Annotated in this window: 25 protein-coding genes; 12 read left to right on the plus strand and 13 right to left on the minus strand. The window is 71.4% G+C overall.

The genetic code is table 11. The annotated features are described in order from the left end of the window. Positions 1 to 9: 9 nt before the first annotated feature. Positions 10 to 651 carry a TetR/AcrR family transcriptional regulator gene (locus OHS58_RS06480; protein WP_328647509.1) on the minus strand — a complete coding sequence of 214 codons (642 nt, stop codon included), beginning with the start codon at positions 649 to 651 and terminating at the stop codon, positions 10 to 12. Between the two features lie 46 nt (positions 652 to 697). Between OHS58_RS06480 and OHS58_RS06485 the strand changes: the two genes are divergently transcribed. Both OHS58_RS06485 and OHS58_RS06490 read left to right on the plus strand, forming a co-directional pair. Beyond that, positions 698 to 1,846: an epoxide hydrolase family protein gene (locus OHS58_RS06485; RefSeq protein WP_328647510.1), complete on the plus strand. Its 1,149-nt coding sequence runs from the start codon at positions 698 to 700 to the stop codon at positions 1,844 to 1,846. A 176-nt stretch (positions 1,847 to 2,022) separates the two neighbouring features. Further along, entirely contained in the window at positions 2,023 to 2,538 is a 516-nt protein-coding gene (locus OHS58_RS06490) for a DUF4328 domain-containing protein (protein WP_328647511.1), read from the plus strand. Between the two features lie 545 nt (positions 2,539 to 3,083). Here the strand turns inward: OHS58_RS06490 and OHS58_RS06495 are convergent. Continuing rightward, positions 3,084 to 3,635 carry a TetR/AcrR family transcriptional regulator gene (locus tag OHS58_RS06495; protein ID WP_328647512.1) on the minus strand — a complete coding sequence of 184 codons (552 nt, stop codon included), beginning with the start codon at positions 3,633 to 3,635 and terminating at the stop codon, positions 3,084 to 3,086. A gap of 68 nt (positions 3,636 to 3,703) precedes the next feature. Here OHS58_RS06495 and OHS58_RS06500 point away from each other — a divergent pair, with 68 nt between their 5' ends. Beyond that, entirely contained in the window at positions 3,704 to 4,402 is a 699-nt protein-coding gene (locus OHS58_RS06500; protein WP_328647513.1) for an alpha/beta fold hydrolase, read from the plus strand. Positions 4,403 to 4,805: 403 nt separating this feature from the next. On the opposite strand, the gene OHS58_RS06505 is transcribed toward OHS58_RS06500, so the two are convergent. Further along, positions 4,806 to 5,426, minus strand: coding sequence for a helix-turn-helix transcriptional regulator (locus tag OHS58_RS06505; RefSeq protein WP_328647514.1), 621 nt, complete (start codon positions 5,424 to 5,426; stop codon positions 4,806 to 4,808). A gap of 327 nt (positions 5,427 to 5,753) precedes the next feature. Then, a complete protein-coding gene (locus OHS58_RS06510; RefSeq protein ID WP_328647515.1) occupies positions 5,754 to 6,668 on the minus strand; it encodes a hypothetical protein in 915 nt (304 codons plus the stop codon). Between the two features lie 230 nt (positions 6,669 to 6,898). On the opposite strand from OHS58_RS06510, the gene OHS58_RS06515 reads away from it, so the two are divergent. From OHS58_RS06515 to OHS58_RS06530, 4 genes are read left to right on the plus strand one after another with little or no spacing between them, the layout of a single operon-like run. Beyond that, positions 6,899 to 9,439 (plus strand): HAMP domain-containing protein, encoded by a 2,541-nt coding sequence (locus OHS58_RS06515; RefSeq protein ID WP_328647516.1) that lies wholly within the window; start codon positions 6,899 to 6,901, stop codon positions 9,437 to 9,439. A gap of 1 nt (position 9,440) precedes the next feature. Continuing rightward, entirely contained in the window at positions 9,441 to 10,619 is a 1,179-nt protein-coding gene (gene pgsB / locus OHS58_RS06520) for a poly-gamma-glutamate synthase PgsB (RefSeq protein ID WP_326950750.1), read from the plus strand. Beyond that, on the plus strand, positions 10,619 to 11,101 hold the full coding sequence (locus OHS58_RS06525) for a poly-gamma-glutamate biosynthesis protein PgsC/CapC (protein ID WP_326950749.1): 483 nt from the start codon (positions 10,619 to 10,621) through the stop codon (positions 11,099 to 11,101). The genes pgsB and OHS58_RS06525 overlap by 1 nt, the downstream gene beginning before the upstream one ends. A 7-nt stretch (positions 11,102 to 11,108) precedes the next feature. After that, positions 11,109 to 12,110, plus strand: a complete 1,002-nt coding sequence (locus OHS58_RS06530; protein WP_328649776.1) for an NlpC/P60 family protein — start codon at positions 11,109 to 11,111, stop codon at positions 12,108 to 12,110. A gap of 11 nt (positions 12,111 to 12,121) precedes the next feature. Here the strand turns inward: OHS58_RS06530 and OHS58_RS06535 are convergent, their stop codons facing one another. Continuing rightward, on the minus strand, positions 12,122 to 12,976 hold the full coding sequence (locus tag OHS58_RS06535; RefSeq protein ID WP_328647517.1) for an EamA family transporter: 855 nt from the start codon (positions 12,974 to 12,976) through the stop codon (positions 12,122 to 12,124). A gap of 83 nt (positions 12,977 to 13,059) precedes the next feature. On the opposite strand from OHS58_RS06535, the gene OHS58_RS06540 reads away from it, so the two are divergent. Next, the gene (locus tag OHS58_RS06540) at positions 13,060 to 13,950 is read left to right on the plus strand and encodes a LysR family transcriptional regulator (RefSeq protein WP_328647518.1); all 891 of its coding nucleotides are present in this window, start codon (positions 13,060 to 13,062) and stop codon (positions 13,948 to 13,950) included. Between the two features lie 95 nt (positions 13,951 to 14,045). Here OHS58_RS06540 and OHS58_RS06545 read toward each other — a convergent pair whose 3' ends face one another. After that, positions 14,046 to 14,627 (minus strand): TetR/AcrR family transcriptional regulator, encoded by a 582-nt coding sequence (locus tag OHS58_RS06545; protein WP_328647519.1) that lies wholly within the window; start codon positions 14,625 to 14,627, stop codon positions 14,046 to 14,048. A 123-nt stretch (positions 14,628 to 14,750) separates the two neighbouring features. Between OHS58_RS06545 and OHS58_RS06550 the strand changes: the two genes are divergently transcribed. Continuing rightward, complete coding sequence (locus OHS58_RS06550) at positions 14,751 to 15,695, plus strand: SDR family oxidoreductase (RefSeq protein WP_328647520.1); 945 nt, start codon at positions 14,751 to 14,753, stop codon at positions 15,693 to 15,695. Between the two features lie 54 nt (positions 15,696 to 15,749). Here the strand turns inward: OHS58_RS06550 and OHS58_RS06555 are convergent, their stop codons facing one another. The 7 genes from OHS58_RS06555 to OHS58_RS06585 are packed head-to-tail and all read right to left on the minus strand — an operon-like array spanning position 15,750 to position 22,435. Further along, the gene (locus tag OHS58_RS06555; RefSeq protein ID WP_326950744.1) at positions 15,750 to 16,079 is read right to left on the minus strand and encodes a transcriptional regulator; all 330 of its coding nucleotides are present in this window, start codon (positions 16,077 to 16,079) and stop codon (positions 15,750 to 15,752) included. Next, complete coding sequence (locus tag OHS58_RS06560; protein ID WP_328647521.1) at positions 16,076 to 16,531, minus strand: hypothetical protein; 456 nt, start codon at positions 16,529 to 16,531, stop codon at positions 16,076 to 16,078. The genes OHS58_RS06555 and OHS58_RS06560 overlap by 4 nt, the downstream gene beginning before the upstream one ends. A 46-nt stretch (positions 16,532 to 16,577) precedes the next feature. Beyond that, positions 16,578 to 17,408: an amidohydrolase family protein gene (locus OHS58_RS06565; protein WP_328647522.1), complete on the minus strand. Its 831-nt coding sequence runs from the start codon at positions 17,406 to 17,408 to the stop codon at positions 16,578 to 16,580. Further along, a complete protein-coding gene (locus OHS58_RS06570; RefSeq protein ID WP_328647523.1) occupies positions 17,405 to 19,297 on the minus strand; it encodes a hypothetical protein in 1,893 nt (630 codons plus the stop codon). The genes OHS58_RS06565 and OHS58_RS06570 overlap by 4 nt, the downstream gene beginning before the upstream one ends. Positions 19,298 to 19,315: 18 nt before the next feature. Then, entirely contained in the window at positions 19,316 to 20,191 is an 876-nt protein-coding gene (locus OHS58_RS06575) for a carbohydrate ABC transporter permease (protein ID WP_326952406.1), read from the minus strand. Continuing rightward, positions 20,181 to 21,077, minus strand: a complete 897-nt coding sequence (locus OHS58_RS06580) for a carbohydrate ABC transporter permease (protein WP_328647524.1) — start codon at positions 21,075 to 21,077, stop codon at positions 20,181 to 20,183. The genes OHS58_RS06575 and OHS58_RS06580 overlap by 11 nt, the downstream gene beginning before the upstream one ends. Continuing rightward, a complete protein-coding gene (locus tag OHS58_RS06585; RefSeq protein WP_328647525.1) occupies positions 21,074 to 22,435 on the minus strand; it encodes an ABC transporter substrate-binding protein in 1,362 nt (453 codons plus the stop codon). The genes OHS58_RS06580 and OHS58_RS06585 overlap by 4 nt, the downstream gene beginning before the upstream one ends. 221 nt (positions 22,436 to 22,656) lie before the next feature. On the opposite strand from OHS58_RS06585, the gene OHS58_RS06590 reads away from it, so the two are divergent. From OHS58_RS06590 to OHS58_RS06600, 3 genes are read left to right on the plus strand one after another with little or no spacing between them, the layout of a single operon-like run. Further along, the gene (locus tag OHS58_RS06590) at positions 22,657 to 23,436 is read left to right on the plus strand and encodes a FadR/GntR family transcriptional regulator (RefSeq protein WP_328647526.1); all 780 of its coding nucleotides are present in this window, start codon (positions 22,657 to 22,659) and stop codon (positions 23,434 to 23,436) included. Positions 23,437 to 23,485: 49 nt separating this feature from the next. After that, entirely contained in the window at positions 23,486 to 23,980 is a 495-nt protein-coding gene (locus OHS58_RS06595; RefSeq protein ID WP_326951571.1) for a SigE family RNA polymerase sigma factor, read from the plus strand. Further along, positions 23,980 to 24,861: a hypothetical protein gene (locus OHS58_RS06600; RefSeq protein ID WP_328647527.1), complete on the plus strand. Its 882-nt coding sequence runs from the start codon at positions 23,980 to 23,982 to the stop codon at positions 24,859 to 24,861. Before OHS58_RS06595 ends, OHS58_RS06600 begins: the two co-directional genes overlap by 1 nt. The last annotated feature ends 12 nt before the right edge of the window (positions 24,862 to 24,873 follow it).

The following is a 24,873-nucleotide window of genomic DNA, read 5'->3' on the forward strand; positions in this document are numbered from 1 at the left end:
TGGTGCCGGTCAGCCGAGACCGCCGTCGGGCGATCCGAGGTGCGGAGCCGTTGGTGGCGCAGGGAGAGTGAGCAAGGGCAGGACGACGTCGTCGACGAGCCGGTGCTGGGCTTCGGCGTCCGGGGGAGTGCCGTCGAGCAAAGTGGACAGAAACAGCTGAGCGACGGCCAGGCCGAGCACCGCGGCCGGGTTCGCCGCCGTCACCGGCTCGCCGCGGGCGGCGGCCCGGTGGGCGATGGCCGTCGCGACCGCGTCGCTCGTGCCGGCGATCTGGGCGCGGATGAGGCCGCGCAGCACGGGATCCTCGCGCACCGCGCCCAGGAGTCCCAGCAGTGATGGGCCGTGCTCGCCGGTGAGCGCGCGTGCCACGCCCTCGACCGCGACGAGCAGGTCGCCGCGCAGGGTGCCCGTGTCGGCGATGTGCAGGGTCTCGCCTTCGGCGTGCCGTCGCAGTGCTTCCGCGACCAGTTCCGCTTTTCCGGGCCATCTGCGGTAGATGGTCATCTTGGACGCCTTCGCGCGGGCGGCGACGGCGTCCATGCTGAGCCGGTCGTAGCCGATCTCGCCGATGAGGCCGACCGCGGCGGCCAGGATCGCGTCTTCACGGGCTTTGCCTCGCCGAGGCGAGGGTGTCTCGGCTTCGGGCGTCATCGATTCTCCTTGACTTCTGTACGATACGGTATCGTACAGTACGGCGATGCGGATCAAGCCCTTCTCCCTCGACGTTCCCGAATCGCAGCTCGCCGACCTGCGCGAACGCCTGCGCCTGACCCGCTGGCCGGAGCCCGAAACCGTGGCCGACACGAGCCAGGGCCCGCGGCTGGCCAAGATCCGCGCCTTGTGCGAGCACTGGAGCGGCGGTTACGACTGGCGCCGGTGCGAGGCCCTGCTCAACGGCTTCGGCCAGTTCCACACGGAAATCGACGGCGTCGACATCCACTTCCTGCACGTCCGCTCGCCCGAGCCGGACGCGCTCCCGCTGATCATGACCCACGGCTGGCCCGGTTCGGTGCTGGAGTTCCGCAAGGTGATCGGCCCGCTCACCGACCCGGCGGCCCACGGCGGGGATCCCCGCACGGCGTTCCACCTCGTCGTCCCGACGATGCCGGGCTTCGGTTTCTCCGGCAAGACCACCGAACCGGGCTGGACGCTCGCGCGCACCGCCGGCGCCTGGATCACGCTGATGGACCGGCTCGGCTACGACCGCTGGGGCGCCCAGGGCGGGGACCTCGGCGCCGGCGTCACCGACGAGATCGGCCGGAAAGCACCCGCGGGCTGCGTCGGCCTGCACCTGAACTTCGCCATGTTCTTCCCGACGCCGCAGGAGCGGGCCGAAGCCACCCCGCACGAACAAGCCATGCTCGACAGCGCCGACTACTTCTGGGAGACGTTGTCCGGCTACGCCAAGGAACAGTCCACCCGGCCGCAGACCATCGGCTACTCCCTGGCCGACTCGCCGGCCGGGCAGGCCGCGTGGATCTACGCGATGTTCCAGGACACGTGCGGCACCCCGGGTGACGCGGAAGCGTCGTTCACGCACGACGAACTGCTCGACGACATCATGCTCTACTGGCTCCCCAACGCCGGGTCGTCCGCCGCCAAGACGTACTGGGAGATGGCCCGCGCCCGCGCGGCGGCGTCAGGTCCGCCCGCCCCGATCACGATCCCGACGGGCTTCACGATGGCGCCGCACGAACACGTCCGGAAGTCCCGGCGCTGGATCGAACGCCGCTACACCGATCTCGTCCACTTCGCCGAACTCGACCAGGGCGGGCACTTCCTGGCGCTGGAACAGCCGGACCTCTTCGTCGCCGAGGTCCGGGCGAGTTTCGCCACCCTGCGCTGAGCACGCCGCCGGTGAAAGTCACTTGACACGCATCGCGGCGCTTGCTTTTCTCGTGATCCACGCACTGGACTGGGGGGGCCATGCAGCCGCACTTCTACGCGCCCGTTCCGCAGAGACCGATTGCGCCACTTCGGCCGCTCGCCGGGTGGCAAAGCGCGTCCGCGATCCTGATCATCGTGACCACCGCGGCCGGCCTCGCGGACGTCGCGGGCGAGTGGGGCGCCTTCCCCGATGACGTCTGGTCGGTCGTGGTCTGGACCTCCCTCGGGAGCCGGTTCGTCACCGGGATCGTCTTCATGCGGTGGCTGTGGCTCGCCCGCACCAACGCCGAGGTGATCGAACCCGCCCGGCACCGGCACTCGCCCATGTGGGCCGTGCTCGGCTGGATCGTGCCGATCGTCAGCTTCTGGTTCCCGCAGATGGTCGTCCAAGACGTCTGGAACGCCGTCAACCCCCAGCGGCCGCGCGGAACGTGGCAGCTGTACCGGACGCCGGGCGCCGAGCTGGTCACCTGGTGGTGGGCCGCCTACCTCACGAACCAGGTGCTGTCCACGAGCGGCGCCCGCCTAACCGAGAACACGACGATCACGCGCTACAGCGACACCGTCGCGGCGGTGGCCCTGGTCGTGGCCGCGGTGCTGATCATCAAGATCAGCACCCGGATCACGGCCTGGCAGACGAACCCCCGCTGAGCCTCTGACCGGCGCGACGGTCGCCCAATTCGTTGCGGAGGTCGCTGACCTGGAGCGAGTGGAGGACACTGATGACCCGCTCGGCGTGGGTCGAGACGGCCAGACGTGTTACCGAGGGCATTCGAGAAGGATTGCGCTGCCCGGAAAACAACGATGACCTTCTTGAAGTGGAATGGTTTCCGGGCCCCAGTGGCAGGAGTGGCGAGTACCGAATGCGCTGCCCATCGTGCGGTGCTGAGAACTGGATTCGAGAGGGATGACCCGCTCGGTGGAGATGCCGCAGGCGTCGGCCACCCGGGTCAGGCAGAGGTTGGTGGAGTGGCTGAACAGCCCGGAGATCAGGTTCCGCTCGACTCCGGGCTGCGGGCCTGCTTGCCGGTGGCGTAGGTGAAGCTGTCGAGGTAGCCGGTGCGGTCGTCCAGCTCGATCAGCGGCGACACGATCGGCGCGACCCGGCACGTACCCGTCGCCGGTGCGCAGCTCCCGGTAGTGCCGGTAGGCGCTGCCCCGCCTGGGATCACACCGTCACCCGCCGGCCGCCGGAATCACTCGCGGGCATCCAGCGTGCTGAGGAAGTGTGTGAACGCTTCATTCGCGCGGTCGTGGTCCTCGGTTGCGTCGAGATCCATGAGGAGGCCGCGGATTACGGCCAGGACCAGGGTGGCCAGTTCCGGCCGGTCCATGCTGCGCAGGCCTTCTTCGAGCGGGCCGAGCCAGTCCGTTGTCGCCGCTCGGCGGAAGTCGGGTTGGCGCTTCTGCGCCGCGCTTTCCCGCCACAGTCCGAACATTCGCAGGTACGGCCGGCCCTCGGGGCCGGTCATGAACGCCCAGGCCTGCGCGAGGGTGACGGTGTAGGGCCGGTCGGGATGTACGCGCAGCAAGTCGCCGAATGTGGCTAGCTGGCGTTGCCGCGCACTGTCGAGGATCGCGCCGAGGAGGGCGTCGCGCGTGCCGAAGTGGTAGATCAGCATGCGCGCCGACGTGCCGGTGGCACGGACCAGCGGGTCGAGCCGGTCGGGCAGGCCGTGTTCGAGCGCGTGGTCGGTGCACGCGTCGAGCAGCCGCTGCTTGATCTCGGGCTCCGGTCGTCGTCCCACGAAGCTACTTTTTCACGTAATAACCGCTACGTCTAACGTCGGTGTTCCGTAGCGACGTGGAGGTAGTGATGAGGGTTGTGTTCGTGCACGGGGCGTGCGTCCGGGACGGATCGTGGTGGTGGCACCGCATGTCCGGGCTCCTGCGGGAGCGAGGCGTGTCGAGCGTGAGCCCGGCCCTGCCGAGCTGTGGGGAGACCGGTACGCCCGGCGGTACTGGTGGTCCGGGGTTGGCCGAGGACGTCGACGCGGTGCGTCAGGTGCTGCGGGACAGCGACGAACCGACCGTCGTCGTCGCCCACAGCTACGGCGGGATCGTGACGGCCGAGGCGGCCGCAGGCGTGGCTTCGGTGCGTCACCTGGTGCTGATCTCCAGCTACCTGCCCGAAATCGGGCAGAGTCTCGCGGACTTCGGTGACGGCGCCCCCGCGCCGTTCCTCGACGTCGACCCCGACGCGGGCACGTTCGGGGTTCGCCCCGAACTGCTGGTGAACACGTTCCTGCGGGACTGCGACGCCGACGTCCAGGCCGAAGCAGCGAACCACCTCGCCCGGCAGAGTGTGCGGGTCACCGGCGAAGCGGTCGGGGCGGCCGCCTGGCGGGACGTGCCGACGACGTATCTCGTGTGCGCCCAGGACGCGGGCACGCCGGCCCGGTCGCAACGGGAGTTCGCCCGCAAAGCCGGTCGCGTCGTCGAACTCGACGCGGGGCATCACCCGTTCCTGTCCCGGCCCGCCGCGGTCGGTGACCTGCTGCTGAGCCTGCCGTGAGCGACGACGTCGACTGGCCGGATGGCACGAACCGGTTGCACGGCAAGGAAGATCTCAACACGTTCTGGCTGGACCAATGACGCGCACGCGCACCCACGACGAGCCGCCGGCGTTCACCGCCATGGGCTGACGGCCGATTCGGCCACGGCCACCGCATCCTGGACTCCCGGATCGCGCGGTTGGACATTCGAAGGGTGATGCGGACCTGAACGAAAGTGGTGTCGAGTGCGAACGGCGTAGACTCCGGGTGTCCCGGGGGTGAGACCTGATGACGACCGAATACCGCTGGTCCTTGGTGGTTTTGCTGGTAGTCGTGACGTTGGCCGCCCTGGTGTCGGCGGTGGTGGTGGGCCGGGTCAACCGGGTCGACCCCAGCCGCGAAGATCGCGGCCTCGTGAGCGGGTCAGGTGATCCAGCCCGAATCCTGCGCCACGCGGATGCTGTCCACAAGGGATCGGGTGCGCAGCTTGCTCTGGATCGCGGCCAGGTGGTTGCGGACGGTTCCGGTCGCCAGCCCGAGTGCGGTGGCGACCTCCTTGGGCGGGCTTCCGGCCGCGGCGGCGGTCAGCACCTCGCGTTCCCGCGGGGTCAGCGGACTCTCTCTGGCCGCCCAGGCGGACAGCGTCAGGCTGTTGCTGACGGCTCGGCGGCCGTCTTCGACGGTGTAGATGACATCGTGTAGATGAGCGACGCCTTCGTGCAGGTAGACGACGCCCCGTGGTTTGTGGGAGAGGATCCTCTGGGCGTCGTGACTGGACAAGGACGTCACGAGGAAGATCAGATTGTTGTGTTCGGTCGCCTCGGAAGCCCTGGACTCCTCCTGCCGGCAACGGTGCTGGAGATCGTCTTCCGCGGGGTAGAGGACGAAGACGAGAGAGTCCTCGTCGGCGAGTGCGGCGCGCGCAAGATCGATCTGCTCGAAGTCGAACACCCGGTGCGGGTCGAAGTCGTAGGCCCGGGCGAGCAGCGCGGCGACCGCCGCGCGGTTGATGGTGTCCGGGCCGATGAGAATGGCTTGCTGCATAAGGGCTCACCGCGCTCGGAGTCTGCTGGGGATGTGGTTATTCGATCATGGTGAAGGCACCCTACGTCACCGCACTCGCCTGTGCAGCCACCCGTGAGGGTGAGGTGGGATGGTGCGGGAGGTGCCGCCAGAGCCGGTTCACGCCAGTGACTGCAGTCCCCGCGCAACCGGTGGTGTAGCTCATCGAGCTGGTGGGTATGTCTGTTTTGTCCCGAGCGGATCTCGGGGCACGCACCTGGTAGGTGGCGCCGGATAAATCCCCAGGCCGGCGCCGCCTACCGTATAACGCCCTACACGCCTGCGCTCGGTCGCATCCCGAGCCGTCGCTCAGGGGCGGCTGAGGTCGGCTTCCGCCAGGGCCCGGACCACGTCCGCGCGGCGCTCGGGTGATTCGCGGACCGTGCGGCTCATCTCGACGTGCAGGAAGACCGTGCCGTCCACGGCGGCCGCTTTGCCCTGGACGTTCGTCGTCCCCTCCAGGCCCTTGCAGCGGTCCTCCCAGCCACGGCAGACGGCGAACCCGGCCGCGGTCAGGCGGTCGGCCGCGCGGCGGGCCGCGTCGCCTGCCGGTGTCGCGCCCGAGGAGAGCACGATGTCGGTGCCGGGCTGGTTCTGGTCGTGAAAGCCGTGCAGTTGGACCTGCGTGAGGCCGCGCGCGGCCAGCGTCGTCGCGACGACGTGGAACACGGAGTCCTCTTCGTGGGCGACGTCGGCCTTGCCGTCGTCCGCCTTCCGGTGCGCGCCCGCGATCAGCAGCACCGCGCCGGGCACCCGGCGGAACAGGTCGACGCCGAACAGTTCGGTCCGGAGGTCGAACGACGGGTGCGGCACCTCGACCACCAGCGATGGCGGCGCGGACCGGTCGATCACGTACATCCCCCAGGCCCGTTCGGTGCCGGGCTCGTTCGTCGCGATCGTGTACGGCCGCCCGGTGGCCGGATCGACACCGTTCCGGACGGAAAATCCCAGCTTTTCGAAATCGGCGGTGCCCCGGCGGTCGACGAGCGCGGCGAAACCGCTCGCGGCCGTACGACGTTCGTCGGTTTTCGGTGAGCGGTACTCCTGGTCCGCCGACAGACCGGACGTGAACTTCGTTACCAGGGAATCGAGAGCCGGCTCGGGCGGGGGTGATCCGGGTGGTGATGACTCGTCGTCACCGAGGATCAGCACCACCGTCAAGACCAAGGCCAGCGCAAGGGCCGTGCCCATCACGCTGAGCCACATCCGCGGTCGCCTGATCATCACCCGGAGTGTACTGATCCCACTTTGTGGCCCCGCTTACCTACCGTTTGTCACCCGATGGGCGGAGTTGTAACGTGACCGACTGCTTCGTTGATACCTTCACGTAACCCGAACGGGTTGACGTTCCGCTACCGGCCCCAGTGGCCGGCGACCCGCCGGGTCGCGTATCCGAAAGGGCCTTGGGGGAGCGGTTGAACCGGCCGAAACAGTCCGACGTGCCAGCAGCGCGGTTGCGCGAGCAGATTCCGGAAGCGGGTTTCCCGCGCGGAGCCGGTGTCGCGTCCGCGACCACTTTCGTTCTTCTGCTGCTCATCACCGCTTTCACCGCGCTTTACCTCTCGACCGCCGGGCCGCTTTCCCTGATCCGCGCGACCGACAGTTCCGGGCGCGTTTCCGACGAGGTCGCCGCCGGTCAGCAGCGCACCACCGCCGGTCTCGCGCAGGGCATCGCGACGTCGGTGACGAGCGCCGCCGGCGACCTCCAGGTAGCCAACGGCTCCGGGGTGTTCGACACCGCGGACGACACCGCGCTGCTCACCCGCCTCGGCGAGACGTACGGGGACTGGCGCGGCATCGCCGTCTACGACCCGGTCGCGCAGAAGGTCGTCGCCACCCGCGGCGAACCCGTGCCGGTGCAGAACCTGAGCGGTGTCGCCGTGGCGAACCTCACCGTCCGCCCGGTCGCCCGCGTGGGCGACACACCGCTGGTGCTGACCGCGTTCCCGCTGACCGGCGCCCGTGCCGGGAAACTCCTGGTCGTCTCGACGGCCTTGCGCGGCATCCGCGGCGAGCTGAACGAAGCCACCCAGCAGCAGATCCGGCTGGTCACCGCCGACGGCGCCGCCCTCTACACCCGCGGCACCGACGTGCCCGCGACCGACCGCGCCGCCCAGGACCTGTTCGCCCGTGCCGCGACCGCGGCCGCCGCCGCGCAGACCGGTGTCCTCACCGGCGACGCCGCGGCCGACCCGGCCAAGCCGGGGCCGCGGGTCGCGCCGGTCGTCTCGTACGCGCCGGTCACGCCGTCCGGGATCGGCGGCAGCCTCGGCCTGTCGGTCGTCTCGTTCAGCCGGGTCCCGGTGGAGGCGGTGCCGGCCCGCTGGCCCGGCCTGATCCCCGCGGCCGCGTTGTTCGCGCTGGCCGTCCTGGGTTTCGTGCTGCTCCGGCGGACGATCGTCGCGCCGATCCGCCGGCTGCGCACCGACGCGCTCGCCGTCGCGGCCGGCGTGCTCGACGAACCGGTCCGGCAGTCGCGCATCCGCGAGGTGAACCGGGTGACCGGCGCCGTCGAGCGGTTCCGCGCGAAGCTGCGCCGCCGCAAGCCCGCCGCGAAGGTCCGCGCGTTCCTGTCGGCCCAGCTCGTCCTGGCGCTGGTCACCCTGGCGCTGCTCGGCTGGTCGGGCGCGGTCGCCGCCACCCTCGGGCGCCAGTCCGCCCAGGTCTCGCCGACGATGCTCAGCGAGCACGGTCTCCGCGTCACGCGTTCGGCCGACACGCTGCGCCGCAGCCTCGCCGAAGGCCTGGCCGATCTGCAGTCCGTCGCGCGGCTCGGCCAGGGCAAGCAGCCGGACCAGCTGCGCGGCATGCTCGACCAGCTCACCGGCGACGGAAGCCGGTTCCGCAGCGTCTACGTCGCCGACGCCCAGGGCGCGGCGGTGCAGCAGACCGGGCGGGAATCGCTGCGCGACCCCGGGAAGCTGCCCGACGGCGAGGGCCTGCGCCAGGGCAACACCAGCGGGCGCGTCCCGGTCGTCTACGCCTTCACGCCGCTGCCGGGCTCGAAGAACGTCCTGGTCGGCGAGTACGACGTGCCGCGGATGGCCGAGCTGCTCGGCACCGCGGGCGGGCGCGTCCGGGTCGTCGACGAGGGCAAGCGCACCATCGCCGACACCGAGGGCTACCTCGCGTTCAGCACGCTCACCGACCCGGCGCTGATCGAGAACGTCGACGCGGCCCAAGCGGGCAAGGAGGCCCGCGAGACGACTCCGGCGGCGCTGGTCGCGGCGCAGCGGCTGGCGGACAAGGGCCAGGCGGCCGCGCTGAAGTGGGTGGTCGTCGCCGAGCAGCCGATCGAGTCGCTGGGCGTCGCGGACAACACCGTCCGCTCGGGCGCCCGGGTCGCCGCGCTGCTCACCGCCGTCGTGGCGCTGATCCTGTTCGCCTGGCACTTCCTGCTCGTCCTGCGCCCGCTGCGCCGGATCGGCGAGGAGGCCGAGCGGATCGCCGGTGGCGTCACCGGCGCCGTCGTCTACCCGCAGCGCCAGGACGAGATCGGCACGATCGCCTCGTGCGTCGAGATCTGCCGGCAGGCCTTGACGGACGGCCGCGACCGCCTGGGCGAGGTCCGCCGCCCGGTGGGCGCGGCGACCGACGAGACGGAGCTGCTCCAGCGCGTCGAGGACGAGCCGGAACCCGAGGCACCACGCGACCGTCCCGCAGCGCGGCGGGTGCAGGCGGACCGCGACGGCGAGCGCCGGGAACCGGCCGGAGCGGGCCGCACGGCGCAGAAGCCCGCGCACCGGTCCACGACGACGCCGAAGAACCCGGCCGAGCGCCGCGAACCGGCGAAGCGGCCCGCGGAACAGCCCGTCGCCCAGCGGAAGCCGTCGGAACCCCCGGCAAGCCAAGGGAATCCGGCGCCACGGCCCACCGGGCAGCCGAAGCCCGGCGAGCGGCCCCGGCCGCAGACTCCGCCGCGGCTGCCCGCCCGCAGTGCCGAGGAGCAGGCCAAGAGCGACTACCTGAGCTGGCTGGACGGGGCCGGGGTCTGACGTGACGTTCCTCTACGCCGTGCTGGTACTGGCATCGGCGGCGATGCTGGCCGCCGGGATCGCCGAGCAGCGGCAGCACTACCGGCACCTGCACAGCATCCCGACCCGGGTGCTGGTCAACGGCATCCGCGGCAAGTCGTCCATCACCCGGCTCTGCGCCGGCGCGCTGCGCGGTGGTGGCCTGGTCACGACCGCGAAGACCACCGGCACCGCGGCCCGCTTCATCCACCCCGACGGCAGCGAGGAGCCGGTCTACCGCAAGTTCGGCATCGCCAACGTCGTCGAGCAGATCGGCATCGTGCGCCGCGCCGCCGCCTACCGGCCGGACGCGCTGGTCATCGAGTGCATGGCCGTCATGCCGGACCTGCAGGAGATCAACCAGAGCAAGCTGATCCGCTCCACCATCGGCGTCCTGTGCAACGTCCGCGAAGACCATCTCGCCGAAATGGGACCGACCCTCGACGACGTCGCGCGGTCGCTCTCGCGGTCGATGCCGGTCGGCGGGATCTGCCTGACCGCGGAGAAGGACCGGCTGCACATCCTCCAGGAGGAAGCCGCGAAGCGGGACTGCGAACTCATCGCCGTCGACCCCGAAACCGTCTCCGACGCCGAGATGCGCGGCTTCAGCTGGATCACCTTCAAGGAGAACGTCGCGATCGCCTTGGCCGTCGCGGATCTGCTCAAGGTCAACCGGCAGCTGGCCCTGCAGGGCATGTGGGACGCGCCGCCGGACCCGGGTGTGCTGCAGGTCCACCAGTACCGCGCCGGCCGTCGCCACCTGCGCTTCGCGAACGTCTTCGCCGCGAACGACCCCGAATCGACCTTGATGAACATCGCCCAGCTGCGCAGCCAGGGCGCGATCGACGATCCGCTGCACGTGATCATCAACTGCCGCCCGGACCGCGTCGAACGCAACGGCCAGATGGGCGCGCTCATCCCGAAGATCGCCCCGGAACGCGTGGTGCTGATCGGCGAGCCGACGCGCAGCGCCCGCGCCGCGATCCCGCCCGAGTGGCACGACCGCGTCGTCGACCTCGGGGGATCGCGCACGCCGCGGGAGCTGCTGCGCGGGATCGTGGCCGGCGTCGAGCGGAGCGCGTCGCTGATCGCCATCGGCAACATCCACGGCCAAGGGGAACTGCTCATCGAAGAACTCGCGAAACTGGAACCGGTCGCCTGATGCTCACCACGTCCCTCGCCCCCGAGATCGCCACCATCGGGCTCGCCATCGGCCTGCTGCTGTCGCTGGTCTGCTACCTGACGACCAACCTGTCGCCCGGCGGCATGATCACGCCCGGCTGGATCGCGCTGACCATGGTCGAGGACTACCGGCGCGCGGCCATCATCGTGCTCATGACGGCGCTGACCTTCGGCGGGACGAAAGCGTTGCAGCGCGTGGTGATCCTCTACGGCAAGCGGCTGTTCGCCGCGGTCGTGCTGCTCGGCGTCGTGCTGCAGACGACGTTGCTGCTCTTCCTGCAGGCCGACTTCCCGCTGCTGTTCGTGCACCAGACGCTCGGGTTCGTCGTGCCCGGCCTGGTCGCCTACCAGCTGGTGCGGCAGAAGCCGGTGGCCACGATGCTCGCCACCGGCGGGGTCAGCCTGGCCAGTTACGCGATCCTGATCAGCGGCGTGCTGGTCGGGCTGGTCCCGACGGTGTGAGGTGAGCATGCGCAAGGCGGTCCGGATCGGTGTCCTCGCTGCGGTCATCGCCGTCTCCGGCGCGGCCGCGGTGTACGTCGCGACGCAGGACGGGCGGGGGATCACGGCCGTCTCCGCCGCCCCGACCGGCGCCGCGGTCGCCGGCGGGTACCGCTACGAGCGGCAAGAGCACCCGTCGCGCACGATCGTGCGCGACGCGGCGGGCGCGCAGCTCGCGTCCTTCACCGACGGCTCCCGCACAGTCATGCTGACCGGCCGGTTGCGGACCTTCACCGAGCCGAAGTTCACCACGGCCGGCATCACGACGACCGCCTGGGTCCGGCTCGCCCCGCAAGCGTGGCGGGCCGGGGCGGAACAGGAGCGGTGGTTCACCGACTGGCTGCCGAAGGCCGTCGGCGACACCGGGCCGGACGTGCTGGCCGTCGCGTTGCAGTACACCGACGGCGCGGCCGATCTGGTGGCGAAGAAGCTGCGGATCGCCGGGGACGCCGGCTTCGGCCCGGACAGCGCCGAAGGCCGGCTGGAGAAGTCGGACTTCTACGACTACCTCGGCATCGGCTGGGACTTTCCGGACGGCACCCACGAGAAAGCCGAACCGGCCCGCGCCCGCTCGCTGGACTGTTCCGGCTTCGTGCGGATGGTCTACGGCTACCGCTCGGGCTACCCGCTGCTCGGCACCAACGTGCGGGGGCCAGGCCTGCCGCGGCGCGCGTGGGCGCTGTCCGAGCTGGGCCCGGGCACCTCGCTCATCCGCGACGAGAAGCGCCAGGTGACGGACTTCAGCGCCCTGCAGCCGGGCGACCTGCTGTTCTTCAACCTCGAGCCGCAGCTCGGCACGCAGGTCTCGCACACGGGCATCTACCTGGGCCGCGACAGCGACGGCCACCACCGCGTGCTCTCCAGCCGCAAGGTCGCCAACGGCCCGACTTTCGGCGACGCGGGCGGGGTGTCCCTGATCGACGGCTCGGGGACGTACGCGAAGGCGTTCCGCGCGGCCAAGCGGCTCTGACCCGGTGCGTCCTAGACCCGCTGTCCGACCGGCTCCCGCGCCCCGGTCCGCTCGGCGCCGATGCCGGCCGCGACGACGAACAGCACTCCCGCTCCGGCACTCGCGTCGGGCACCTGGTGCAGCACGATGAGGCCGATCACCAGGGCGATGGCCGGTTCCAGGCTCATGAGCGTGCCGAACGCCGAGGTGGTCAGCCGCCGCAGGGCGAGCATCTCCAGGCTGAACGGGATCACCGGGAGCAGCACCGCGAGCCCGAGCCCGGCGAACAGCAACGGCCACGTCACCTGCTCGACCACCCGGGGCCCGGAGACGAGCGTCGCCACGATCGCGGCGACCGGCATCGACACGGCGAGCCCGCGCACGCCGGTCACCTCGTCGCCGACCCGCTGCGTCAGCAGGATGTACGCCGCCCAGCACAGCGCGGCCGCGAGCGCGTAGCCGACGCCGAGGAGGTCGGCGCCGCCGTGCCACGGTTCGGTCAGCAGCACCACACCGAGCGCGGCGAGCACGGGCCACGGCTTCTTGCCGCCACCGCCGCGCGCGACCGCGACGGCGAGCGGGCCGAGGAACTCCAGCGCGCTCGCCGTGCCGAGGGGCAGGCGGGCCACGGCCTGCATGAACAGCATGGTCATCCCCGCGGTGACCACGCCGAGCGCGCAGCAGGCCACGAAGGCGCTCCGCCGGAACCGCGACGGCCTGGGCCGGATCACGACCAGGAACAGCACGCCGGCCCAGGCCAGGCGCAGCCAGGCGGCCGCCTCCGGGCCGATGCGGCCGAGGAGGCCGACGTACAGGGCCAAGCCGGTCTGGACGCACAGCATGGCGAGGACCGCGAGGATCGCTCCGGTACGGGTGGGGGAGAGCACCCGCCCAGGAAAGCTCACGGCCACCGTTCGTGTCCACGTGTCGATCACGTACTCACCGTTCGGGAATCATGGACAATCGCGGGATGGACACCCGCAGGCTGCAGTTCCTCTTCGAGTTGTCCCGCCGCGGCTCGATGCGCGCGGTCGCGGACGCGCTCGGCACCACGACGTCCACGGTTTCGCAGCAGATCGCCGTGCTGGCGCGGGAAACCGGCGTGCCGCTGCTCGAACCGGACGGCCGTCGCGTGCGGCTCACCCCGGCGGGGGTGCGCCTGGCCGAGCACGCGGTGACGATCCTCGCCGCGGTCGAAGCCGCGCGCGCCGACCTCGACCCCCAGGCCGAACCGGCCGGCACCGTGCGGGTCGGCGGGTTTCTCACGGCCGTCCGGCGGTCGGTGCTCCCGGTGGCGGCCGCGCTCGCCGAGCACCACCCGCGGGTGCGGTTGCGGATCAGCGAGTACGAGCCGCACGAGGCGGTCGCCGCGCTGCTGGCCGACGAAGTCGACCTCGCCCTCACCTACGACTTCGACCTCGCCCCGGCCGCCACCGACCCGGCGGTCACCGCGAGTCCACTGTGGACGACGAGGTGGAGCCTGGCCGTCCCGGCGGCCGACGCGCACCGCGTGCACGGCGCCGGCACGGTCGCGGTGTTCACGGCGTTCCGCGACCACGGCTGGATCGTCAACTCCCGCAACTTCGCCGACGAAGACGTGATCCGCCGGCTGGCGTCCACCGCGCGGTTCACCCCGGACGTCACGCACCGGGCGGACAACCTGGACCTCGTCGAAGACCTCATCGCGACCGGCCCGGCGCCCGCGGTCGGCCTGGTGCCGGCGACGCGCGCCGCGAGGCCGGGGGTCGCGCTGCTCCCGCTGGCCGGGCCGGAGGTGCGGCAGCGGGCCTTCGCCTGCATCCGTCGCGGCCGGGAGGCGTGGCCACCGCTGGCGCTGGTGCTCGGGCTCCTGACCCGGTGACACCGTCCGCCGAGATCTGCTGCGGTCGGACTGGTCGGCTCTGTCGGTCGAGGTCCCTGACCGGCTGGGCCGTGACTGGAGCGAAGGGGGTGGCTTCAGGCGGGCCGGGCCGGTGGGGTGGGCGCGGAGAGGGCGCGTAGGTCGTCGAAGGCTCGGGAGAGGCACTTGTCCAGGCTCTGCGCGGGGTCGTCGACCCAGGACTGGACCGCGTGCTGGTAGGCGGCCCAGCCGGTTCGCGCGGCCAGGTCGGCCGGCCCGTCGCCGACACCACGCTGCCGCAGCGCCTCCGCGACGGCGTCCGTGAGCCACGCGTGCTTGGCCAGCTCCCGCTCGCGGAGGGCCGGGGTCACCGCGATGATCTTCCACCGCGGTTCGGCGAACGGGCGGTTGTTCTCCAGGTTCCGCGCGGATTTCCGGAAGGCGCACAACAGGGCGTCGAACGGTTCGAGGTTCCCGGGTGCGTCGGCGATCGCCTGCATCAGCGTCACGCGCAGGTCGGCCTCGCCGTCGAAGAGCACCTCGCGCTTGTCCGGGAAGTGCCGGAAGAAGGTGCGCTCGTTGACTTCGGCCCTGGCGGCGATCTCCGCCGCCGTGGTCCCGTCGAACCCGCGTTCCTGGTACAGCTCCAAAGCCGCCTGCTGAAGGCGGCGGCGCGCGTCTGCTCCGCTACGTGGCACCTCCCGAGACTACCGCAGTTGTGTCAGTGACTGGCGTCACGTTGCGCCAGCGGCTGGCGCTACGCGTAGAGTCACTCACTGGCGCTAAGAAGTGCCAGTGAGTGGCATTACGAGGAGTGTTCCATGCGTGTCTTCGTCACCGGTGGTACCGGCCAGACCGGCCCCACCGTCGTCGCCGAGCTGGTCGCGGCCGGTCACACCGTGCTCGGCCTGGCCCGTTCGGACCGCGCCGCCGCCCGGCTGGCGTCGCTGGGCGCCACACCGCATCGCGGCGACCTGGACGACCTCGACAGCCTGCGTCGCGGCGCCGAGAACGCCGACGGCGTCCTGCACATGGGCTACGGCGGCGACTTCGCCGATCCGGCCGACCTGATCCGCCGCGACCGCGCCGCGATCGAGGCGCTCGGCCGGCCGCTGGCGGGGTCCGGCAAGCCGTTCGTCAGCACGTCGGGCACGCTGGTGACGGTGGCGGGCCGGGTCAGTACCGAGCAGGACCCGCCGGATCCGGCGTCCGTCGCGGCCTTCCGCATCGCGGGCGAGCAGGCTTGCCTGGCCTTCGCGGATCGAGGGGTGCGAGCCAGTGTCGTGCGCCTCGCCCCGACCGTGCACGGGCCGGGTGACCACGGGTTCATCCCGGCGCTCATCGCCGCCGCGCGTCGGACGGGCCTCTCGGCCTACATCGGCGACGGCGCCAACCGCTGGCCGGCGATCCACCGAGCCGACGCGGCCGTCCTGTTCCGGCTGGCACTGGAGAAAGCCCCGGCCGGCGCGGTGCTGCACGGCGCGGGTGAAAGCGCTGTCACGATCAGGAGCGTCGCCGAGCGGATCGCGCGGAAGCTCGACGTCCCCGCGGCGTCGCTGACCCTCGAGCAGGCTGCCGGGCACCTGGGAAACCCGTTCCTGGCCCGGTTCTTCTCCCTCGACGTGCCGGTGTCCAGCGAGCACACCCGGGCGCTCCTGGGCTGGACGCCGAAACACGCGACGTTGATCGAGGACCTCGAGACCGGTGACTACTTCACGCCGGAGGCCAGCATCCGCGCCGAAGAGATCTGGTCGCCGCAACCTTGAAAGGAAGCTCGAGCTTTCCCGGAGCCGTGCAACACGAGGTATCCGAGCCGGCGTCTAGGGGAGGGGGTCGCCGCCGACGATGCGGTGCAACGCGGCGACGTGCCCGCGGTAGGCGGATCGCCCGGTTTTGGTGAGGTGGAGCCAAACCCGCTGCCGGGTGTCGCGCACGGCGCGCCGCTGCGTGACGTAGCCGGCTTCGGCGAGCACCGCGATGTGCTTGCTGAGGGCGGACTTGCTGATGTCCAGCAGGGTCAGCAAAGCGCCGAACTCGATCTCGCGGACGGGCTCCAGTGCCGCGCAGATCCGCAACCGGACCGGCGCGTGGATCAGGTGGTCGAACCCGTCGTCGGTGACCGGCTCGGTGTCCTGGTGCGACGAGCTCACCGGCGACCGGCCCGGGCGGTGAACGTCAGTCCGACGCCGGCGAACAGCCCGAACACCAGGACCGCGGCCACGATCGACGACCAGGGTGACCACCAGTCCGCCCGCTGCGCGACCGCGTCCGCGAGGATCACCACAGCCGCCGGCCCGTACAGCGCGAGCACTTCACGCGCGGTCATCGCGCTGCGGACCCAGCCCTCGCAGACACCGCGTCGCCGCCCCGCGAGGTGCGCCACCTTGACCAGCCCGGACGCGACCACCGCCACGACCGCCAGCCCCCACCAGTCGGGCAGCAGAACGGCCGCCGTCACCGCGCTCAGGCCGGCCCCGGTCACCAGCCAGTACCACGCCGGATACCCGCTCCACGCCACCCGCGCCCGGCTGCGCCGCACCTCCGCCAGCGCGGCCGACGCGTCCGGCGCGTCCGGCGCGTTGATGGATCCGTTGGTTTCCATGGTGGCAACTGTAGAGTTTCCGATGTGGAAACACAAGGCGGGTCGGTCAGGACGTCCGGTAGGTCCGCGCGGCGTTGTCGTGGAAGACGGCGTCGACGGCCGTGGCGGGGTGGGCGGCGAGCGCGTCGTGGACCACGTCCAGCCACGCCTCGTGGTCCGTGGCCAGGGTCATGACGGGCCAGTCGCTGCCGTAGAGGCACCGGCCGGGGCCGAACGTGTCCAGGGCTTCGCGCACCGCGTCGACCACGACCGGGCGCGCGGTGCCCGGCGTGGTCTCGGTGGCCAGGCCGGACAGCTTGCAGCGGACGCCGGCGTGCCGGGCCAGCCGGCGCAGATCGCGGCGCCACCGTTCGTACCCGGGGCCGCCCGGCGACGGCTTGCCGAGGTGGTCCAGGACGATCGTGGTCCCGGGGCAGGCGGCCGCCAGTTCGGTCAGCTCCGGCAGCTGGTGCGCGCGGACGCAGGCGTCGAACGGCATCCCCGCCTCGCCGAGGAGCCGCACGCCCGCCCGGAACCCGCTGGAGAGAAGGAAACCGGGCGCCTCGTCCTGCACGTTGCGCCGGACCCCGGCCACGAACGGGTCAGCGCCGTACCCGGCGACGAACCGCCTCGTCGCCGCCGGGCTTTCGACGTCGACGTGCGCGACGATGCCGCGGATCCAGGGCTGCCGCCGCGCTTGTTCCCGCAGCCACACGATCTCGCCGGCGGCGTCCGCGGGCACCCTTCCCGCCTCGACGACGATGACGTCGCTCCGCGGACGTCCCGGGAAGTCGGCGGGGGTGAACGGCCGGTCCAGCTCCGCGATGCCGTCGAGCCAGGGGTAGCGCAGCCGTCCCGGATCCCAGAAGTGCACGTGCGCGTCGAGGACCCCGGTCACGCGGCGGGCTCGTCGAACGGCGTGGCGTAGGACGGCGGACGGGCGCGCAGGGCGAGCCGCAGCGTCAGCCGGACGCGGGTGGACCGGGGCAGCTCCACCCGCAGCCAAGGCCCGCCGACGTTGATCGACGCGGACGTCACCGCCGGCTCGCGGTGGCCGTAGTCGTAGAGATCGCCGATCCACGACGGGTCCTCGCAGACGCTGTAGCGCGCGACGTCGATGTGGTGCTCGGCGAACGCCCCGGCCTGCACGATCACCGACCGCGGCTCTTCCGGGTCGAGGTTGACCAGGTCGAGCACGGTCGCGTCCGGGTCGATGCCCGAAACCAGGGCCGACACCGACGGCGGCAGGCCCGGGCGCCGCGCCCGCGCGTCGTAGTAGCGCACGCGGGCCTGCTGCAGGCCACCGTTGTAGACGACCTGCGGGGCGCCCCAGGTGAGCTGGACCAGGGCCTCGGTGACCACCGGGTTGGACTGCTGCCACAGGTGGATGTCGGCTTCGGGGACGTCGCGGTCGCGGTGGCGCTCCATGCGGGTCAGCCGGTGGCGCACCTGGGCCTGCGCCGCGGCCAGGATCCGCTCCGGGTAGCCGGGGTCGTCGCCGTCGAGGTAGGCGAACCAGGGCTCTTCGTGACCGGCCTCTTCCTTGCTGCGGAAGGGCCGCACGGTCCGCCAGTCGTACCCGCTCGCGGCCCGCAGCCGGTCGAGGCGGTCCCGGTCCGCCGCCGAGGCGGAGTGGTGCCACAGCGCCATCGGGACGCCCAGCAGCATCGGGTTGTAGTCGAACCAGCCCCGGTCGTCGTGGCGGAAGGGAACGTGCAGCGTGGGCGTGTGCACGTCCTCGCGCAGCTGGACCGACCACTTGGAGCCGAGGCTGGAGTCCGCTTCCGTGAAGGCCATCACCTTGCCGTGGGCGATGATCTCGTCCAGGGCCGGGCGGACCAGGTCGGTGAACGTCTCGTCGCCCGTGGCGAGCGCGGCCGCCAGCGCGGCGACGACGGCGGCGTGCCCGACGCTGTACCAGCCGTGCGGCCACGACCAGCCGTAGTGCCCGCCGTACCAGCGGCCGTCCAGCAGCCCGCCCACCGTGCCGTCGGGCGCGACGTTGTCGGGCAGGATGCCACCGTTGGCGGCCGCGCGCTCCCGCCAGGCACCGACGTACTCGGCGAGCCAGTCGCGGTAGCGCTCCTCGCCTGACAGCAGCAGGGCGTTGAGGACGAGCCCGGACGCCGCCAGGTTGACGGCGGTGTCGCCCGTGCCCATCCGCCGGTGCATCTGCTCGCCCAGCGCGGCGTCGTCCGGTGGCAGCCACTCCAGCGGGAAGCCGTACGTCATGGCCTCTCTCGGGAGCCACGGGTAGGCGTTGCCGTCGAAGAGCCCTTCGCGCGCCGGGTCGCTCCCGTTGTGGGGACGCCGGATGACGCGGTGAACGGGATCGTAGTTGCCGTGCGCGGGATCGACGTAGAGCTCCGCGAACCGCAGCGCCCGCTCCCGCCACCGCGCCGGCGCGGCCATGGACAGGAAGTACAGCAGCAGCAGGCTTTCGCCTTGGTGGAACCAGTCGTAGCCGCGTTCGTACTCGTCGTGCAGCATGCCCAGCTCGGTCAGCTGCCGGGTGACGCCCTCCCAGTGGTGCTCGGACTCGGCGAGCAGGTCGTCGGCGCCGCCGAGCAGGTAGAGCTGGGGCCAGTTGAAGAACGTCTCGTAGAAGTCGTCCACGCCGTCGCGGGTGGTGAGCCCGCCCGCGTACCGCAGCCGGCCGTCCGGGCCGGTGAAGTCACGGGCGAACCGCCGCCAGGCCCGGTCGAGCAGGGCGAACAGCTCGCGCTGCGCGATCGCCCAGCCCGGCGGTTCGAGCAGGGGTACCGAGGCCGTGATGACGGGAGGCATCAGAGTTCTCCATGGTGGTCACTCCTTGGTCGCGCCGGCGAGCATCCCGGCGACCAGGAAACGTTGGGAGAAGAGGAAGACGACGAGCACCGGGGTGATCGCGAGCAGGGTGGCCAGCGCGAGTTCCGGGCGCTCGACCGCCGCGGTGCCGGCGGTCGGGTTGAACTGCGGGACGGCGTCGAGCAGGGTGCCCAGGCCGACCTGGACGGGGAACTGGTCGCTCTCCGGGAGCAGGACGTAGGGCAGGAAGTAGTTGGTCCAGTTGGCGACGAAGCTGAAGAACCCGACGAGGGCGACGACCGGGGCGGCCAGGGGCAGGGCGATGTGCCGGAACACGCCGAACTGCGAGCAGCCGTCGAGCCGTGCGGCGTCGATCAGGTCGCGCGGGAGCGCGGTGGAGAAGTAGATGTAGGTCAGGTACACGCCGAACGGGTAGAACGAGTACGGCAGGATGATCGACCACATCGACCCGATCAGGTGGACGGCGTTGACCTCGAGGAACAACGGGACCACCAGCGTCGCGTTCGGCATCAGCATCACCACCAGCGTCGCGACGAGCAGCGTCCGCCGGCCGCGGAACTCGGTCATCGCGAGGGCGTAGCCGGCCGGGATCGCCACGCACAGCGTGATCGCGAGCGCGGTGAACGAGTAGCGCGCGGAGTTGCCCAGCCACCGGAAGATCGCGTTGTCCCCGAAGGTGGTCAGCGCGGTCCAGTTGTCCCCGAGCGCGCCCCACGAGCCGAACGACAGCGGGCCGCCGTGCACGAGCTGGTCGTCGGTCTTGGTCGCGGCCAGCAGCAGCCACAGCACCGGAAGCACGAAGAAGACCACGAACAACGCGAGCACCAGCACCGCAAGCGGGTTGGGCAGCTTCCGGCGGGGGCTAGTCGGCATCGAAGAACCCCGATCGGGCGACGAACACGCCGGCGACGACCACCCCGATCACCAGCAGCTCCACCGAGATGGCCGCGGCCGTGTTCACGTTGTTGTTCTGGAACGCGAAGTCGTAGGAGAGCTGGTTGAGCGAGTAGTCGCGGCCGGCGACCCCGACGCTCGCCTGCGCGAGCAGCTGCGGTTCGACGAACAGCTGCGTCCCGCCGGCGAAGGCGAGGATCACCATGTAGACGATCCACTTGCGCAGCAACGGGATCTGGATGCGCCACGCGGTCTGCCACGCGCCCGCGCCGTCGATCCGCGCCGCTTCCAGCAGGTCGGCGGAGATGTTGTTCAGCGCGCCGTGCATCACGACGATCCAGCCGCCCGCCCCGGTCCAGAAGGCGATCACGGTGAACAGGACCGCCAGGTGCCCGGGCGCGACGACCTCGCCGAAGGTGCCGAACCCGAACGCCCGCAGCAGGAAGCTCACCGGGCTCACCGACGGGTCCAGCATGAACAGCCAGACCAGCACCCCGGCCGCCCCGGCCAGCGCGCCGGGGACGTAGTAGAGGAAACGCAGGGTGGTGCCGGCCGCCCGGGACGTGAGGCGGTGCAGCAGCAGGGCCAGCCCGACGACGAACACCACCAGCGAAACCAGCCAGAACAGCAGGTAGAGCGCCACGTGCCCGACGGCGTCGAGGTACCGGAAGTCGGCGGCGGCCTCGACGAAGTTCGCCAGGCCGGCGAAGCGGTCGCCCGCGTCGGTGAACGCGAAGTAGATCGCGTACACCGTGGGCACGACGCCGAACGCGACCAGCAGGACGACGTAGGCGGCGACGAAGAGGTGGCCGGCCCGGCCCGGCCAGAGCGTCCGCCGCCTGGCCGGCCGGGCGGCCGTGCTCACTGGGCGACCTCGTACCCGTTGGACTTCGCGTAGTCGGTGATCGCCTTCTGCCAGGCGGGCAGCAGGGAGACGATCGTCTTGCCGGCGGTCTGGCCGGTGGTGACGGTCGCGGCCCAGATCGCCTCCTGGCTGAACTGCCCGTAGCCCCAGCCCGGCCACACCTGCGCGGCGGCCGCCTGCAGCGGCGCGGTGATGTCGCCGGCGTAGTACCCGCTGGCCGTCTGCTTCGCCAGCCACGCCTTCGCCGCGCCCGTGTTCGCCGGGTAGCCCGGCGCGACCTGGCCCTGGTAGTCGGGGGCGGTGGTCACCCAGGTGAGGAAGTCGGTGGCGTCCTTGAGGTTGGCGCTGTGGGCGGACAGCAGCCAGGTGCCCCCGCCGACGTTGCCGACCGACGGGGCGGTTTCGCCGGCCCACTGCGGCATCGGCGCGACGCCGATCTGCCCCTTGGGCGTCTTCAACGACTCCTGGAAGATCGATCCGCCGAACCAGGACGGCCCCGGCAGCATGAGGATCTTGTCGCCGGAGTTCTTGTCGAAGTCCGAGCTGAACACGCTGCTGGTGGACATCGTGCGGTTCGCGACGAGGGTGTCGAGCAGCGTCGCCATCCGGGTGCAGGCCGGGCTGGTGGTGTTGACCTTCACCGCCTTGGGGCCGGTGATCTCGTTGGCGCCGCACTTGCCGGCCCACAGGTAGATCTCCGGGGTGAAGTTGTCCCCGGCCGTGCCGACCAGGTAGCCGGGGTGCTCGGTGGCGACGCGCTGACCCAGCGCCTGGTACTCCTCCCAGGTCTGGGGCACCTGGTAGTTCCACTGCCGCATCAGCGAAGCGTTGTACCAGAGCACGGTCTGGGCGAGGTCGTTGCGCAGGCAGTAGAGCGTGCCGTCCACGGTGCACGGGGCGTTGGCGCCGGGGGCCCAGCCGCTCAGCGTCGCGTCGGGGATCTGCCCCTTGTTCAACGGCGCGGTGAAGCCGGCCGGCACCGCCCAGGAGGTCTCGTTGTTCTGGGTGCTGAATACGACGTCCGGCCAGCCGCCGCGGGTGCGGTTGAACAGGCTCACCTTGGTCTGCAGGTAGTTGGAGCCGTTGGCGTCGCCGTCGTAGGTGACGATGTTCAGCTTCACCGCCGGGTGCTGCTTCTGGTACAGCTGCGCGGCGGGCAGGCGCGTCGCGTCGACCCACACGGTGAGCGGCCCGCCGGTCTGCTCGGCGGGCCGGAACTCGGTCGGGGCGCCGGCGCCGCTGCCGCCGTTCCCGCACGCCGTGACCGCGGCGAGGACGGCCGCGACGCCGAGCACCAGTCCCGCGGACCGTCGGCGGCGCTGAGCTGGTCTTCTGGCTCCGGAGGCTGGGGCTGTCATGAGCTACTCCACTCCATCGTGGTGCCCGCAGGTCTGCTTGATCAGGCAACGACGTCCGGCTATGTGTCCGACACATCTCGCGTTGCTGGGCGTGGCGTCCATGAGAGTCCGTCGGATGTCCGTAGTCAAGAGGTTACGAACGGAAAAATGTGTACTACTTATCTGTGGAGCATCGCTCCGAATGTATGCTTCATGCTCACGACGAGGTGGAGGAGCGAGTGGTGGACGGCGGGCCCGCATCGATCGACCCTTCTCCGGCCCGTGACGACCCGCCGGAGAACCGGTCGCCGACGTCGTACCGGCCCGGCTACGAGCTCGTCGCCGAGCGGATCCTCCGGCTCATCACCGAGCTGCGGCTGCGGCCGGGCGATCGCATGCCCACCGAGAACGAGCTGGCGGCGCAGCTGGGCAGCTCGCGCACCGTGGTGCGCGAGGCGGTGAAGATCCTGTCGGCGATCGGCCGGGTGCGCGCGCAGAAGGGGCGGGGCCTCTACGTCGCCGACGACGCGGGGATGCTCGGCTCCGCGCACTGGGGCAACCTGTTCCTGCCGACGGATCTCGAGCACATCTACATGCTGTTCGAGTTCCGCCGGGTCCAGGAGATGACCGCCGGGCGGCTGGCGGCGACCCGGGCCACGCCGGGGGAGCTGCGGGTGATCGAGGCGGCGGCGGAAACCTGCCGGCAGGGCCACCTGACCGGCGAGGCGGCGTTGTTCGACCGCGGTGACGACGAGTTCCACCTCGGTGTCGCGGCCGCGTCCCACAACCAGTTCCTGCTGGCCGCCGTGCGCGAGGTGCGGCGGCTGCAACACCAGTCCAGCACGATCGGCCTGCACGGCACGGTCGGCGGCCACGCGGCGGAGGCGGTCGAGGAGCACGCGGCGATCTACCAGGCGATCCGCGACGGCGACCCGGAAGCGGCCGCGCACGCCGCCGCGGTCCACCTGGACAACACCCTGGAGGACTACCGCCGCGAGATCCAGCGGCGGGTCTTCGGCTGATCCGCCCGCGACTGCAACGGATCGCGCGTGAGGCGGCGTCTTGAAGGGTGTGCAGTTCGAAGAGTTCTCCCGTGAGCAACTGCCCGGCCTGGTGCGGTTCGCCGCCGTGCTGACCGGCGACCGTGATCTGGCCCAGGACGTGGTGCAGGACGCGCTCGTGCGCGCGCACCAGGGCTGGCGGCAGGTCGCGGCGGCGGACCGGCCCGAGCTGTACATGCGCAAGATCGTCGTCAACGGCTACCTCTCGTGGCGGCGCCGCTGGTACCAGCGGTCCGTGCGCCCCACCGCCGACACCACTCGCTTCCGCGAGCCGGCCGTGCCCGATCCGGCGTGGCGGATCGCCGACGCCGACCAGCTCGCCGGGCCGCTCGCCCGGCTGACCCGCGCCCAGCGGGCGGCGATCGTGCTGCGCTTCTACGAGGACCGCGACGACGGCGAGATCGCCGCGGTGCTCGGCTGCGCGCCCGCGACGGTGCGCAGCCACGTCTCGCGCGGCCTCAGCGCGCTGCGCGTCCAGCTCAACGAAGGCAAGGAGACCGTGTGATGACCGACCTCGACGAGCTGCGCCGCGCGCTGCGCGCCCAGGAGTCCCTGGCGCCCGATCCCGACGCCGTGCTCGCCGTCGCCACCCGCCGGATCCGGCGGCGCCGCACGACCGGCGTCGCCGCCGTGACGCTCACGGTGGCCGCCCTCGGCGCGGGGGCCGTCGGCCTGCTGGATCGCGGTACCGCGGTGGTGCCGCCGGCCACGCTCGCGAGCCCGCCGTCCGCCACGGTGACGCAGCCGGCGGCCGCCGGGAAGGTGCCCCCGGCCGCGCCGGCGATCAGCCTCGAGGACAGTTCCTGGGACTTGACGATGTGGTCGGTCCAGCCGCCCGTCGAGACCCTGCACTACGCGCAGAACCACGGCTACGCGTTCACGATCGAGTCCCGTGGCGGCACCGCGCCGCACAGCGCCCTGGCCACGAAACCCTCGGCGGCAGAACAGATCCCGCACCCGCAGTCGGTCATGTGGCAGGACGGCCCGGACCGCTGGATCCGGGTGACGACCACAAAACCGGTGACAGCGGCGGAAATGCTGGCCCTGCTGGGGAAGATCCACACCACACCGCCGGTGATCGCGTCACCGCTCAAGTCGATACAGGTCCCCGACGGGCAGCAGGTCGGCACGTTCACCAGCGAGCCCGAGACCAACACCCTGGTGCTCTGCCCGGCCGCCGAGGTGGGGAAGACCCCGCTCGACCCCCGATGCTTCTCGCTGACGGTGTCGCTGACCAGCAGAGCCTCGGACAGCAGTTATCCGCAGGACCCGCTGCCCGTGCACCAGCACCGGACGCTCGGGGCCTACACCATCGAAATCGACAGCTCGCCCGCCCGCGCGAAGGAAGCGTTGACCTTGCTCGATTCCGTTCAGCTCAACCGATGATTCCTCGTCCGC

This window comes from Amycolatopsis sp. NBC_00348 (assembly GCF_036114655.1).
In the GTDB taxonomy this organism is placed as follows: Bacteria; Actinomycetota; Actinomycetes; order Mycobacteriales; family Pseudonocardiaceae; genus Amycolatopsis.